This is a genomic window from Chloroflexus sp. (assembly GCF_034431535.1).
In the GTDB taxonomy this organism is placed as follows: domain Bacteria; phylum Chloroflexota; class Chloroflexia; order Chloroflexales; family Chloroflexaceae; genus Chloroflexus.
Map to the genome: position 1 here is coordinate 102083 of NZ_DAOUDC010000052.1, position 13714 is coordinate 115796.

At 55.8% G+C, this 13714-nt stretch carries 13 protein-coding genes; 11 read left to right on the plus strand and 2 right to left on the minus strand.

Annotation, left to right across the window (positions count from 1 at the left end):
* The first annotated feature begins 25 nt into the window (after positions 1–25).
* The 6 genes from U9R61_RS13035 (at position 26) to U9R61_RS13060 (ending at position 8363) form a co-directional block, all read left to right on the plus strand.
* Positions 26–1213, plus strand: coding sequence for a glycosyltransferase family 1 protein (locus U9R61_RS13035; protein ID WP_322489253.1), 1188 nt, complete (start codon positions 26–28; stop codon positions 1211–1213).
* Positions 1214–1229: 16 nt separating this feature from the next.
* Positions 1230–2447 carry a glycosyltransferase family 4 protein gene (locus U9R61_RS13040; RefSeq protein ID WP_322489254.1) on the plus strand — a complete coding sequence of 406 codons (1218 nt, stop codon included), beginning with the start codon at positions 1230–1232 and terminating at the stop codon, positions 2445–2447.
* Positions 2428–3369: a glycosyltransferase family 2 protein gene (locus U9R61_RS13045; protein ID WP_322489255.1), complete on the plus strand. Its 942-nt coding sequence runs from the start codon at positions 2428–2430 to the stop codon at positions 3367–3369. The genes U9R61_RS13040 and U9R61_RS13045 overlap by 20 nt, the downstream gene beginning before the upstream one ends.
* Positions 3370–3615: 246 nt before the next feature.
* Positions 3616–5019 carry an O-antigen ligase family protein gene (locus tag U9R61_RS13050; RefSeq protein ID WP_322489256.1) on the plus strand — a complete coding sequence of 468 codons (1404 nt, stop codon included), beginning with the start codon at positions 3616–3618 and terminating at the stop codon, positions 5017–5019.
* Between the two features lie 5 nt (positions 5020–5024).
* Entirely contained in the window at positions 5025–6674 is a 1650-nt protein-coding gene (locus U9R61_RS13055) for a sialidase family protein (protein WP_322489257.1), read from the plus strand.
* 21 nt (positions 6675–6695) lie between these two features.
* Positions 6696–8363 carry a hypothetical protein gene (locus U9R61_RS13060; RefSeq protein ID WP_322489258.1) on the plus strand — a complete coding sequence of 556 codons (1668 nt, stop codon included), beginning with the start codon at positions 6696–6698 and terminating at the stop codon, positions 8361–8363.
* A gap of 7 nt (positions 8364–8370) precedes the next feature.
* Here the strand turns inward: U9R61_RS13060 and U9R61_RS13065 are convergent, their stop codons facing one another.
* Both U9R61_RS13065 and U9R61_RS13070 read right to left on the minus strand, forming a co-directional pair.
* Positions 8371–8790, minus strand: coding sequence for a hypothetical protein (locus tag U9R61_RS13065; RefSeq protein ID WP_322489259.1), 420 nt, complete (start codon positions 8788–8790; stop codon positions 8371–8373).
* A 46-nt stretch (positions 8791–8836) separates the two neighbouring features.
* Positions 8837–9877 (minus strand): hypothetical protein, encoded by a 1041-nt coding sequence (locus U9R61_RS13070; protein ID WP_322489260.1) that lies wholly within the window; start codon positions 9875–9877, stop codon positions 8837–8839.
* A 342-nt stretch (positions 9878–10219) separates the two neighbouring features.
* On the opposite strand from U9R61_RS13070, the gene U9R61_RS13075 reads away from it, so the two are divergent.
* From U9R61_RS13075 to U9R61_RS13095, 5 genes are all read left to right on the plus strand, one after another.
* Positions 10220–11980 carry a PQQ-binding-like beta-propeller repeat protein gene (locus U9R61_RS13075; RefSeq protein ID WP_322489261.1) on the plus strand — a complete coding sequence of 587 codons (1761 nt, stop codon included), beginning with the start codon at positions 10220–10222 and terminating at the stop codon, positions 11978–11980.
* On the plus strand, positions 11934–12758 hold the full coding sequence (locus U9R61_RS13080) for an alpha/beta hydrolase (protein ID WP_322489262.1): 825 nt from the start codon (positions 11934–11936) through the stop codon (positions 12756–12758). Before U9R61_RS13075 ends, U9R61_RS13080 begins: the two co-directional genes overlap by 47 nt.
* A 34-nt stretch (positions 12759–12792) precedes the next feature.
* Positions 12793–12957 (plus strand): hypothetical protein, encoded by a 165-nt coding sequence (locus U9R61_RS13085; RefSeq protein WP_322489263.1) that lies wholly within the window; start codon positions 12793–12795, stop codon positions 12955–12957.
* Positions 12958–12998: 41 nt separating this feature from the next.
* Complete coding sequence (locus tag U9R61_RS13090) at positions 12999–13175, plus strand: hypothetical protein (RefSeq protein WP_322489264.1); 177 nt, start codon at positions 12999–13001, stop codon at positions 13173–13175.
* 337 nt (positions 13176–13512) lie between these two features.
* Positions 13513–13714: hypothetical protein (locus U9R61_RS13095; RefSeq protein ID WP_322489265.1), on the plus strand; the 202-nt coding region annotated here is incomplete at its 3' end.

Below are 13714 nucleotides of genomic sequence, written 5' to 3' on the forward strand. Positions count from 1 at the left end.
TTGGAACTGTTGAGGGTTGGTGGGTATGGAGCAACTAGCGCACAAACGGCCATTACGGATCGGCATCGATGCCCGCTACCTCTCACATGGGTTAGTCGGCGGCATTCACACCTACCTCAAGCATCTGTTGCCGGAACTATTTGTTGCCGGCAGCAACGAGCAATTTGTGTTGTACACCGACCGCAAAGCACCGTTTGAGCTAAGCAATTTGCCGACCAATGTGACGATCCGTACCTTGCCGTACCGCAACACCCTATCGAGTATCAGGAATGACGTGGTTGGTCTGCGTCGCGCAATGACTGCCGACCGGATCGATGTTGCGCACTTTCCGGCCAACTATGGGTTTGGGCCGCACCACGCCGTTACGATCATTACCCTGCACGACGCGATTAACGTCATGCCGTGGCATGAGATTATTGCCGGCCACAACAAAGACCCGCGTTCAATCACGATGATGACGTATCTCCATGTGATGACACGGCGCGCAGTGCGCCGATCGCACGGCCTACTAACCGTGTCGCAGCATGCGAAACGCGATATTCTGCGCTATTGCCGGTATGATACCGATGCGATCAGCGTCATTCCGCACGGCCCCCCCCCCGATGTCCGCCGGATTACCAATGAGCAGGTCTCCGCTGAAGTGCGGGAACGATATGGACTGACACGCCCGTTTGTACTGGCCGATGGGTTAAAAAACCCGGCAGTACTCGCGCGCGCATGGCCGCTGTTGCCGGAATCGCTACGGCAGCGGTATGAAATCGTCTTTTTCGCTCGCCGTGAACCGTGGCCGGCCGTGCGCGAGGCAGTAGCGGCGGGGTATGCTCATCTGCTCTTGCGTCCGCCACGGCCTGATCTCATTGCACTATTTAGTATGGCAGCAGCGTTTGTTTTTCCATCATGGTTTGAGGGGTTTGGAATCCCGATCCTTGAAGCGATGATCTGTGGCGCGCCGGTGATTGCCTCTGATCGCGGCGCCATCCCGGAAGTCGTAGGCGATGCCGGTCTGATCGGTGACGCAGAAGATGAACAAGCCTTGGCCCGTCATCTCACCACAGTGCTGAGCGACCCCATTGCAACCGAACGGCTGCGGCAAGCAGGTTGGCAGCGCGCCCAACAGTTTTCATGGCAGCGAGCCGCGCAGCAAACGCTCACGGCTTATTATGCTGCTGTGGAGCGGCAGAAGCGATTAGCAGCATGGATTGGAACAGCATAACCAATAGGACGACGCCATGCGCATCCTCATCCTCTCAACGTGGTGGCCTGAACCCGACGACAACGGCTCACGCTTGCGAGCAATGGCAATTCTGCGCGGCTTAGCGGCCCGGCACGAACTACACCTGCTGGCCTTCAGCCAAGGGCCGGCTCCTGCGGTGCAAGCCAGCAAGATCAGCCGGCTCTGCCGCACGTGGCAAGCTTTTGAGCGACCCGATCGGCCACTGACCTTGAGCGACCGGTTAGGAAGCATCACCAGCTCGAAGCCGGCATCGGTGCGGGTGCGTTGGAGCAACGCCTTCGCCGAAGCAGTGGTAGCGGCGGCCACCCGCTGGAAACCGGATGTGGTGCTTGCTTTAGAGATCGATGTCGCCGCGTATGCCTGCCTTGTGCGCGATACGCCACTGGTATTGGAAGAATTGGAGCTCACATCCATCCTCGAAGATTATCGCCACCAATCGGGCTTGCGCCGGTTGCGAAGCCTGCTGACGGCCACCCAGCATCGCCGCTACGTATCAACGATCTTGCCGGCGTTTGTGGCTGTCACCACTGTTTCCGAACGGGAAGCGGCACTCGCTCGCCAGATCGCTGGTTCACCCCCTCCGGTGATCACGGTCATTCCCAACGGGGTCGATAGCGCCGCTTGCGCTGCTTACAGCTACCGGCCCGAAACCGATACGCTGATCTACCCCGGTGCGCTCTCGTACAGCGCCAACTTCGACGCCGTCGATTACTTCCTGCGCGCTATCTGGTCATTGATCCGCGCCCGCCATCCGCAAGCGCGTTTCCGTATCACCGGGAGAGTCAGCGATGAACAGCGCGCAGCGCTGCCGGACATGCCGGGGGTTGAGTATACCGGCTACGTGGACGACATCCGTGACGTGATTGCCCGCCATGCGGTGGAGGTAACGCCGATTCGAGAGGGTGGTGGTACGCGGCTGAAGATTCTCGAAGCACTAGCGTTAGGGGTGCCAGTGGTCAGCACCAGCAAAGGGGCGGAAGGGCTAGAACTGATTGATGGTAAACACCTACTGTTGGCCGATACACCGATGGATTTCGCCCGCGCTACCAGCCGTTTGCTCACCGACCCGCCGCTCGCCCGCCGGCTTGGCGAAGCCGGCCGGCACGCAGTGGCCGCGCGTTACGATTGGCGCGTGATTGTGCCGCGCTTAAACGACGTACTGGAAGAAGTCGCCCAACCAAGGAAGTTCCGCTATGACATGGCCCGCGCCTGACGCAAGTATTATTATTGTCAACTGGAACACCTGCCAACTCCTGCTCGATTGTCTAGCAGCGCTACCGGCGGCTACCGCCGGCATCGAAACCGAAGTTTGGGTGGTTGATAACGGCTCACGCGACGGCAGCGTCGCGGCGGTGGCCGCGGCCTTTCCCGACGTCTTCATCATTGCCAACCAAGAAAACCGCGGTTTTGCCACCGCTAACAATCAGGCTATCCGGGCCAGCAGCGGGCGATACGTCTTCCTGCTCAACAGCGACACCATTGCCCAACCTGAGTCGATCACCCGGCTGGTGCGCTTTCTCGACGCGCACCCCGAAGTTGGCGTCGTTGGGCCGCAATTGCTCAACGTTGATGGCTCATTGCAACCATCATGGGCAATGTTCCCGAACCTGCTTACCGAACTGACCGGCAAAAAGATCCGGTGGCGGCGGCGGTACCCAACCAAAGACGGCGCAACAGCATACGCAACCGACTGGCTCGATGGCGCGGCTATGCTCTTGCGGCGCGAGGTCGTGAAACAAGTCGGCTTGCTGGACGAAGCCTATTTTATGTATACTGAGGAGGTAGACTGGTGCTACCGGATCAAGCGGGCCGGCTGGCAGATCTGCTACCTTCCTTCGTCCTCGATCATCCATTTCGGTGGTCAGAGCAGCAAACAAGCGGTTACGCGCATGAAGGCTGAGCTCTACTTCAGCAAACTGCGCTTCTTCGCCAAGCACTACGGCCAAGCCGCAGCCTTGCTGTTAGGAATAGGATTGCAAATCATCTTTTTTGGCAAGGTCACGATTGGCAGCGTCTTGGTAGCTGCCGGCGGCGGTCACCATCCTACCGGCGAGCAATTTGTGCGCGATGGCGGCCTGCTGTGGGCGACGATTGGGCGGCGGGTGCAGCAACCGGTAGCGCCGGAACGGTTTTAAGGATAGCAATGCCATATTAACCCCACCCCAGCCCCCCCGCTGGGTTCAAGGGCGGACAGAATATCTGATCTGGAATCCGGCCTTTTGAAGGGCCGGCTACGATGACGAAGCGCGCTGCGCAGGCTGCTGACCATCACCCCCTCCTCTCTCCCACTGACGCGGGAGAAGGGAGGGGAGATTCGAGCGTTGAGGCATCGCACAGCGATCGCACGCAATAACGATAGGTAAACGAAGGCGGTAACAGCTATGCTTTCTTTTCTGCGCCACATCGAAACCCCGCACTGGCTCGAACGCCTGCCGCGTCCGCTGATTATCGGCGGCGTGGTGGGCGGATTGGCTATGTACAGCCTCGTCATCGGCGCGATGTTCGGCACCGATCGGCAACTGATCGGGTTGGCGCTGCTGGCATTGCCGCTTGGACTGATCGGCTTCACCTTGCTCCTCTACCGGTTTGAGTGGTTTGTGTTGATCTTACCGCTCACCGCCCTCGCTATGCGGCCAATCTCGGTACCAGCAGGCAACGGCAGCGAGCTGCCGATCAGCATGTTGCTGACGCTAGCCCTCAGCGGGATCTGGATCTTGGCTATGATCACACGGCAGACATGGCAACTTACGCCATCGCCGCTCAACAAACCGTTGCTGGCATTCATGTTCATCTGCATCTTCTCAGTCCCTTGGGGCATCTTGTGGGCCGACCCCATTCTCAACTGGCGGGTTATGGGCAACTTTCGCTTTGCCCAGATTGCGTCATTGTTGTCATTTCTTGGTCTCTTGAGCATACCGCTCTTGGTTGGGCGCTTTATCCAACATGAATGGCAGATCAAAGCCTATTTAGGCATGTTTATTATCTGCGGCGGCTTGATGACTATCGCCCAGACATTCAATATCAATCACGTCTTCCTCACCGACGCTGGATTGTGGGGACTATGGTTTAGTTTATCGGTCGCCGGGATGATCTATTTGCAGCCAAACATGCATTGGGGATGGCGATTGGCCGGCAGCTCCTTCTTAGTCTGGCACCTCTGGCTGGTGGCTATTCGCAATTCACTCTGGGTTTCAGGTTGGTTGCCGACCATCGTGGGCTTGTTAGTGATGGCCTTCTTCGCCTCGCGTCGCGCCTTTTTCGTCTTAGTAGCAATTGTGGTTTTGAACTTAGCGGTTGGGCCGGGCCACGTCTATATCGATCAAGTGATCAACCAAAATATCGAAGAGGGAGGATTGGGACGGTTAGAAATCTGGCAACGCAATCTATGGGTTGCGCAGCAGCATTGGCTGTTCGGTACCGGCGTAGCTGGCTATGCGCCCTATAATATGACCTACTTCCGCGAAGATGCGCGCTCGACCCACAACAATTACTTCGACATTTTGGCGCAATTTGGCGTGGTCGGCTTCGGCATCTGGATCTGGTTCGCCATCACCAGCCTCTGGTACGGTTGGCGAACGATTCAACTCGCACCGCCGGGCATCTTGCGCACGACCGCAATTGTGGCCACCTCAGGCTGGATTGCCGCCCAATCCTCAATGATGCTGGGAGATTGGATACTCCCATTCCTCTACAACCAAACGGTAGCTGGCTATAAATATACGATGTATAGCTGGGTATTTGTAGGGTTGTTGATCAGCGTTCACCAATTAGCACAGAGGGATTAGGCACGATGAAGGCACGGCTGGTTTTGCTCGTTGCGATGTGCTCAATCCTGTTCATAGCCGGCGCACAAACTTCTGCCTACGGGCAAGGATTATGGTCAAATCCGATTGAAATCTCGCCGCTGCAATACGGCCAAGTGCCGCTCGAACAGCTCGAACGCCGCTATGGATGGTCGTGGCTGCCTGATATGACCCTCGGCCCCGATGGCAGCGTTCATGTGGTCTGGTACGGCGGCTTGATTGTTGACCAACGTGAAGGCGGCACGATTGACTTGCTGATGTACTGGCGCCGTAATGCCGATGGTACGTGGGAACCGGCCCGTGAACTGATTGCGCCGGGAACCGGCGGTTATACGGTACGAACCGCGATCGCCCTCGGACGTGATGGCAATCTCCACCTGCTCTATCGGGCCGGCACCAGCATTCTCTATACTCACGCCAACTGGAACGACGCATTCAAACCGCAAGCGTGGTCTGAGGGGCGAATAATCAACGACACCGGCTACTACCTCGCGCTGGCAGCCGATCAGACCGGCGGGATCCACGCCTTCTGGAGCGATATTGTTACTGACAACACAAACCCGCGCTGCTATGGGTGCGGTGAACTCTTTTACCGTCGCTCAACCGATAATGGCGCCACATGGTTGCCGGTAGTGAATCTCTCGCAGAGTGACGATGGCGAAAACCGGCCACAGGTGCGGGTTGATGCCTTTAACCGGATTCATATTGTCTGGGATGAGGGAGCCGACTGGTACGCCGGGCAGGGCCAACCGCACTATGGCGTCTACCGGCGATCAGACGACGGCGGCGTCACGTGGACTGATCCGGTCAAATTCAGGTTGCCTCCCGCCGCAGTGCAGGGTATCCGCCAGCAGCTAGGCAACGAACTGCGAACCAATGGCGAATCGAATGGGCCGCCCCTTGAAGCAGTGCAACAAACAGCCATTGCCGTCGATTCAGCCGGGAATCCATCAGTAGTCTATCGCGGCGTGCGCAATGATCGGGTGTATTTCCAACGATCGCTTGATGGCGGCAATACATGGCTGCCGGCAACCGAGATTCCCTACGTGCGCGCCCGCAATATCAGCGACAACAACCTTGACTATTACAGTCTCGCCACCGATAGCGCTAATAATATCCATTTGCTCATGGTTGGGTTTACGGGAACGGCCAACATCAACCTCCCACCGGCGCTGATCCACATGACATTCGACGGCACGCGTTGGCTACCGCCGCGGATCATCATGCAAAACGAACTGTATCCAGAATTGCCGCGATTGGTCATCTACAACGGCAACCAACTCCATGCTGTTTGGTTTACCCGGTCGCAATTGTTTGAACGCAACCAGGATAACGAGCGACCAATCCACCAAATCTGGTACAGCACGGCCCAACTCAATCTGCCGGCCCAGCCCGGCTTACCGCTCTTTACCCCCACCCCACTCCCAGCCACCCCAACCGCCGCAGCCGGCGTTGCGGTTGCGCCCGTCGCCACACCAATTGCGTTGCCGGACGAAGCACGCAATGCGCCGGCCTTGCAAGAACCGATGCACTGGGAGTTGAACGCATTACAGTCCATCGGGATGGCATTGGCACTGACCATGACCGGCATCGGCATCATCGGCGGTCTGATTATGATTGTGCGATCACGCCAGTAAGAAGCGCGCAGGAGAACAAGCATGGCTATCACCCAACCAAACCCGTTAACCGCCGCAGGCCAGCCAACCAAACAGCGGTGGCTGATCGATACTGCCGAATGGCGCTTCTACGGGATCGTGATTTTGGGCCTGATGATGGTGATCTGGGCGCCGATTGTGTTTGCCTTTGTGACAGCGCCTCCCGATCGCCAATTTATGGGGGTGGTGGATGGCATCGCCGACCATAATCAATATTTCGCGTGGATGCGCAGCTTTACGCAGGCCGATCTCGCTGCGAACCGGCTGACACCGGAAGCAAACGAACCAGCGTTTTTCAATTTGCTGTGGTGGGTCACGGCTCGGTGTAGCGTCATCACCGACGTATCATACATCACAGCTTACACCATCTTGCGTCTAGTGGCGATCCTCTCACTCTTGGGCAGCTTGCTCATCTTTTTGCAGCTCATGGTGGATCAACCGCGCCAACGCCAGATCGCCTTCTGGCTGATCTGCACCAGCAGCGGCCTTGGCGTGATCTGGGTCGTCGTCAAATATATTGCCAAATTGCCAGACGCGCCGTTCCCCATCAGCATCTACACCGTGGAACCAAACACGCTGATGATCTTGCAAGCCTTCCCGCACTTCACGATGGCACTGGCCCTGATCATCGCGATGTTCAGCCTGATGTGGTTGGGGTGGCGCAAGCAACAGTTGCGCTACGCGGTCGCTGCTGGGATTGTGGGGGCACTGTTGGCGTTGCAACATGCCTACGACTTACTCATCATCTATAGTGCCTTGGGCCTATTTGGCCTGCTGATCTGGCGGCGCGACCGGCGTTTTCCCAGCTTGCTCTTCTGGCAAGGGGTAATACTGGCGATCTTTTCCGCGCCGGGGGCGCTCTATTTGGCCTCCATGGTCGCTAATGAACCGACGTGGGGGCGCAAGCTGGAACAGTTTGACAACGCTGGTGTGTTTACCCCCAACCCTGCATTGCTGATGATATTGCTCGGCGTACCGCTCTTGCTCGCTCTTGCTGGTCTCCGCTGGCGTATGTTCCGCAGCGCCGACGATCGCGACATCTTGATTGTGGCGTGGTTCGTGGTTCACTTTCTCTTGATGTACCTGCCGATCAAGTTCCAAATCCACATGCTGCTCGGCTTGCAAGTGCCGATGGTTTTGCTCGCCACCCGGTTCATCGACGAACAGCTCATTCCGGCGTTGCGCCGGCGAGGCCGGTATGCGCTGGCGCTTGGGATCGCCGCCGTCTTTGGCTTAAGCATCGTCACCAGCGTGTACATCCAAGGCTGGCGCTTCGTCTACCTCTCCCGCTACGAACAACCGCATTACCTGACCCACGACGAAATTGCGGCCTTGCAGTGGCTGCAACAACATACGACCAGCGCTGATGTGGTGCTGGCGGACATCGAATTCGGCCAGTTTGTACCGGTATGGAGCGATGCGCGGGCATATATTGCCCACTGGGCAGGGACGCTTGACTTCTTCACCAAGCGTGAGAACACGCAGATTGTACTGGATCCAATGACGCCAGCCAGCCAACGCCGGCGCCTGTTGGATGAGTTTAGCGTTTCGTATGTGGTCATGCGCGATCGCGACGGGAGACGAGCCGAGCTCAGTCAGCAAGGAGCCGCTGAATTAGCGATCGTGTATGAAAATGCGACGGTCTCGGTGTATCAAGTACGCAAGGAGTAATGAAGAATTATGGCCCCTGTTGCGAACGTAACCGGTATAAACAGTATTCACCAGTAGCAAATACTACGTCATAGTCACGCATTAATTCGGCTGGAGATACCATCTCCGTTACTCTATTCTCGGATCCATCAAGGATATATATTGCATTTAAATCATGCATCGTGCGAAAATGTGATGCTTGAAACGAACGGTGCGTCTGAGCGGCAATTTTCGCATTGTAATACTCGTCAGGGATCGGCACAAAGAGGTGCTGTCCATAAAAATGCACTTCCCATTGCCCGGAAACAATCCGATCATTGGGTGGAATATAAGTATCAATGTATAAAGCAATGATACGGGCCGAGTCATCAGCCGGCTCAAACAAACGATGGATGGTGTTCTGAAATGGCCACATAATCATGAACCCAAAGAGGAGCGCGATAAACATGATACTGGCAACCTGATATACGAAATGTTGCGACTCCATCAAACGCTTAATCCACAGCAACAGCCAGCAGCATGCTGCTCAAGGCCCAAATGGGATACGCATACCGAGGCCAGCCAATCGAGAAAAAGACATACCAGAACGACCACACCAGCACAAACACTGGCACGATTAATCGCCCAGGTTTATCGCCATGTTGGCGAAGAAATGCTCCATACACGACAACTGGAAGCAACAACAAGACATCGTTATCCCGCAGCAATTTGAGATTCTGCACACAGTTATGCAGTGATAACACCACAATCCGGCTCAGCGACAGTTGCGCTAGATCGCTCTGCTGCCCGCTGATAACCGCATGAACAGAGCTTGCATACGCTTGAAACAAACTCCAAGCAATGAATGCAATGAGGCACGCCAGCGATGGCCACAATATTTCGCGAAATGAGAGCCGATCAACAGCGCGAACAGCGCTTGCACCATAGAGTACAAGCAGTGCAATGATGATCATTGGCGCAATCAAATCTTTTGCCAGCACAGCTAACGCAAATGCACCGCTGGCAAGCACTAACGCTCCCCGTCTTCCGGCCAATGCCTGTGACCATTGCCAACATCCCAAAAGAAAGAGACCAAGGGCAGGCACTTCACCATACACCCACCGTCCCATCGTGACACTGTTTAACCACTCTGGACCACCAATCAGAAACAGCAGCGTAGCTAACAAAGCAACGCGATGGCCATACCAATAGGTAGTATAGAGATAGGCAGCTCCGGCGCTTAAGATCAACAATGCCGCCATGAATGAACGGGCCAGCAGCAGAGAAGGGCCAAATACCCGAAACAGCGCCATAATCGGCAATAAGACCACTGGGCCGGTAGAATCACGCCAGTATGCCTGAAAACCTTCTTGGGTCAATATTGCCCAGCGTCCGTGTTGAACCACGTCTCTGATAAAATAGAGCCGAATTCCTTCATCAAGAGCCGTAAAAGCTGGATAACCGGCTAGATTGTGGAAGGCAAGAAATAGCACTAATATAAACAGCACGAGAAGCTGAATGGAGAACCGCTTACGAGTACTAGGTACGTCGTTCATACCCCCCCTTGCTGAACTCTGCACTCTAGTATATGTTGCAATCAAAAAACTATTTCATCAAACACTATTCCAAACAAAAATAACTATTTTTATACATATTTTGAATTATACCTATCAATCACTCTTCATGATCATCGCGCAAAAAGATTAAATGTCAAGCATTATATAAACAAAAAGAATATTAGAGATTATACAAGAAAATAATAACTTCAAGATCAAACAGGTACTATAGTACTAAATCAATTATCCTGTCATTGAATTACAATAAAGGTATTTCCAGCCCGCATCTCCACCCAACAAACTTCATACGATCTAGCAGCCACTTCATACAAGGGGACGCCAATGCAAGCCTTGCTTCGCCTTGTTGCTGGTCTATGCCTCATCAGCATATTAGCCGCATGCGCATACACGCCAAGCGTTGCGGTTATTTCGCCAACTAACCATGAACCGTTACCGACCCCTACGACCACTGGCAGTACCCTTACGCAAACCATACCACGCGTCTTTATCCCCCTCATCATTGGCCCACCGCCGCCATCATCAATAGGCTGGTACCAACTCGCCGGCAATCCCCAACGTACCAGTTACACCCCGGTCGTTGTCCAAGGCCCTTACCGGTTTAGCTGGATCTGGAACGGGCCGGCTGGCGGTGGTGATGCCGGCCCGCCAAGCGACCATCTGCCGTTACCAAAAGGTGTACAGCCAGTGATTGGCAATGGTCTAGTCTTTGTTGGCCATAGCGATGGGATTGTGCATGCACTACGCACTAGCAACGGCACGCTAGCGTGGAGCCGTTCGGTTGGCGGGCAGGTGCTCGGTACTGTCGCGTATCATCCCGGCCTGCGGCGCGTGTTTGTTGGCTCAACCAACGGGCGCATCTATAGCCTGAATGCCACTGACGGAACGATCATTGGTTCGTATGACGTTGGCGGCTCAATCGAGATGTCACCGTTATTGGTAGATGATGTCGTGTATGTCGGATCGATCACCAATACCAACCAAGATTGCACCAACTATCGCGCAACGAGCGGCCAGTTCGTTGCGCTCAATGCAGCCGATCTGACGCTGCGCTGGCAATACAACCCCGGCGCCGGCATCCTTGCCTCGCCGGCGTACACTGCCGCTAATGGCGGCATGGTTATCATCACAGCCGAAGATAAAACGGTGCGCGCGCTGCGCGTGAGCAACGGTTCACTCGTCTGGAGCAGGACGGTTAACGCAGGACGTGATCCACGGCGTAAGTGCGTTGCTTTCCCTGATACCTATCCGGCCATATCAGAGGTGAATGGCGTTGCGATTATCCGTTCCTACTTTATGTGGAATCTGACATGGGCGCCGCCAATCAGCCAAACCGATACGCTGGCCGAAATTCGCCAGTTCCTTACCCAAAACCCTACCCACCAGTCGTTCTTCGTGCTCGATCTTGCCAACGGCCAACCACGTTACGTTGCGCCAGTCTTAGGGGGTGGCATCGGCAATGGCGGCGACTACTATTCAACCCCGCCGCAAGCGGTCATCCGGCGCTTGAGCGACGGGAGTGAGGTTGCGTATGTCACGTGGCGCAACAGCCAATCTTGTCTCTCGCCAAGCAATTGCGATAACCGCGAAGAAGGCGCGGTCGGCGAGATGAACCTGAGTAATGGCGATATTCGCTTCATCGACGTCAATAAAAACGGCTGGCAATGGCGTATGCCAGTCGATGAGCTTGGCTCGATGATCATGGCCAGCGATGCTCTCTTCTACTCGCACTGGATGGGGATGGCTGCGGTAAAAATCACCGATCGGTCACCTAGCCGCGGCAGCAGTGTAAGCAATCCGATTCTCACCAGTAAATTGGTCGCTGTCTCCAATACCATCCGTCCGGGAACGTGCGATCAACGTACTAGCGCCCAACACTATTGCCCAACCAGCCACTTCGCTAATGACGACGGTTATCAACTTGGGCCGGGATTCTATATCTATTATACCAGTCAAAATGTTTACGATCGCTTTTTCACTCCGCCCGTCTTCGGTCCGGCCATCGATGAGAATGGCATTGTCTATTGGAAGAGCGTTGATGGCGCGATTATCGCGTTGGCCCCGCAGAGCGCAACGATTCCGTAGCGTCGCGTGGTGGCTGATCGCACTACTGATCGTTGCCGGCTGCGCCCCCACCAACCTCCCGGAGGCGCGGCCTACCCCTAACCTCGACCCGATCAGCGCCGAGCGGCGCGCGATGTCGTTTACCACCGATGATGGCGTAATCCTTGCCGGCGAGTTGACGCTGCCGCGCCAACCCGCTCTACCACCCTTAGCAGTGATCATCCACCATTCCGGGCCGGTTGATCGCGACGCTTACGGCTATCTGGCCGAGCTGCTGGTCGCGCGCGGCTATGCCGTCTTTCGGTTCGATAAACGCGGCACAGGGGCAAGCGGCGGCGCGTATGGCTGTTGTGAAGCGGCAGATGCGCTGGCTGCCTATCGCGCGGCTGTGGCCCAACCCGGCATCGATCAGCGGCGGGTGTTTATTGTGGCACAGAGTATTGGCACGCGCTATGTCGCAGCCTCATTTGCTGAGTATGTTGCTGCGACGCCGCCGTGCGGGGTGGCGCTGCTCTCAAATTTGCTCGGCCCGGATGAAATTGTCGCAATTACCGCTCCTGTCGACGTCATTGTCGCCGATAGCGAGCCTGATCTGCAACGGATTGGCCCCGATGCCGTCGCTGCGCACAACGCGCGCTGGCCTGACAGCGCGAGACTCTATATTGCTGCAGGCGCCGAGCATACCCTGTTTGATATTCGTGAGGGCCCGATCGACTGGAGCAATCCGAATTGGGTGCAGCGCTATCATCGGGGTGCAATGGCGAGTTTGTTGGAGTGGCTGGATCGGACTCCATGCTGATTTCAGCCATGAGATGCCAGCAAGGAGGGTACATATGGGGCGCATTTTGAGCATCCTGATCGCATTGGCCGTGCTCAGCAGCGCTTGCGGTCTCGGAGTCACCGCGCCGGCTGCGTTGGTTCCCTCTTCACCAACGCCTTCGATCACCGTTGCCTCAACCCCGACCCCTATCGTCGTCAACATCCCGATCATTATGTAGCCCTACGCGCGCAAGTGGCTGGAATACGACCTTCGGCGAGTATGGATCTCACAATCGGCATTATCTGCTACGTGCAAGACCACAAGGATGAAGGGATGATCCGGCTGCCCCCGATGAGCAAAGCGCGATCACCATGGTATCGCACGATCGGCGGCGCTACGTTTGCCAATCCAATTCCCACCACTGAATACCTGTTAATGACCAATACCCTTGCCTAAGGGCGCTGCCCAACTCGTAACAGTGTGCTGCGCTATTGCCCGGAAGCGCATCAAGCGCCAGAGGACACCTATCTGCTGGAACCGGGATTTTATTTGCCCTATCACAACCGAAACGTCTACGATCAATTCTGGCATCCCCCGATGCACGGACCCATCTTCCATGATGGCGTGTTGTACTGGCGCAGTGTTGATGGCGCGATTGTAGCCTTAGCGCCGAATCAACCATAACCATGCGCTTAACAATTACATAATCTTCACCAGAGTTCGGAGAAGATTCAAAAGTCGTTAACCTCTCTTCCTTACACTATATGCGTCACTCACACAAGGGAGGGGTTCCGTGCTGTTAAGATGCATCTCTCCGCAACTCAACCGGATCGTTGGTTCACTGGTCAGCACGATCGTGCTCCTGTGGCTGATCGGCAGTTTGGTTCCGCCTGCCTCAGTTTCAGCCACGATTCCAAACCGGCAGCCGTGGATGCATCAACCGGGCACGTGCCTCCCGACGCTGGAGGGGGCCGTGTTCGGCCTAGCCGGCGATA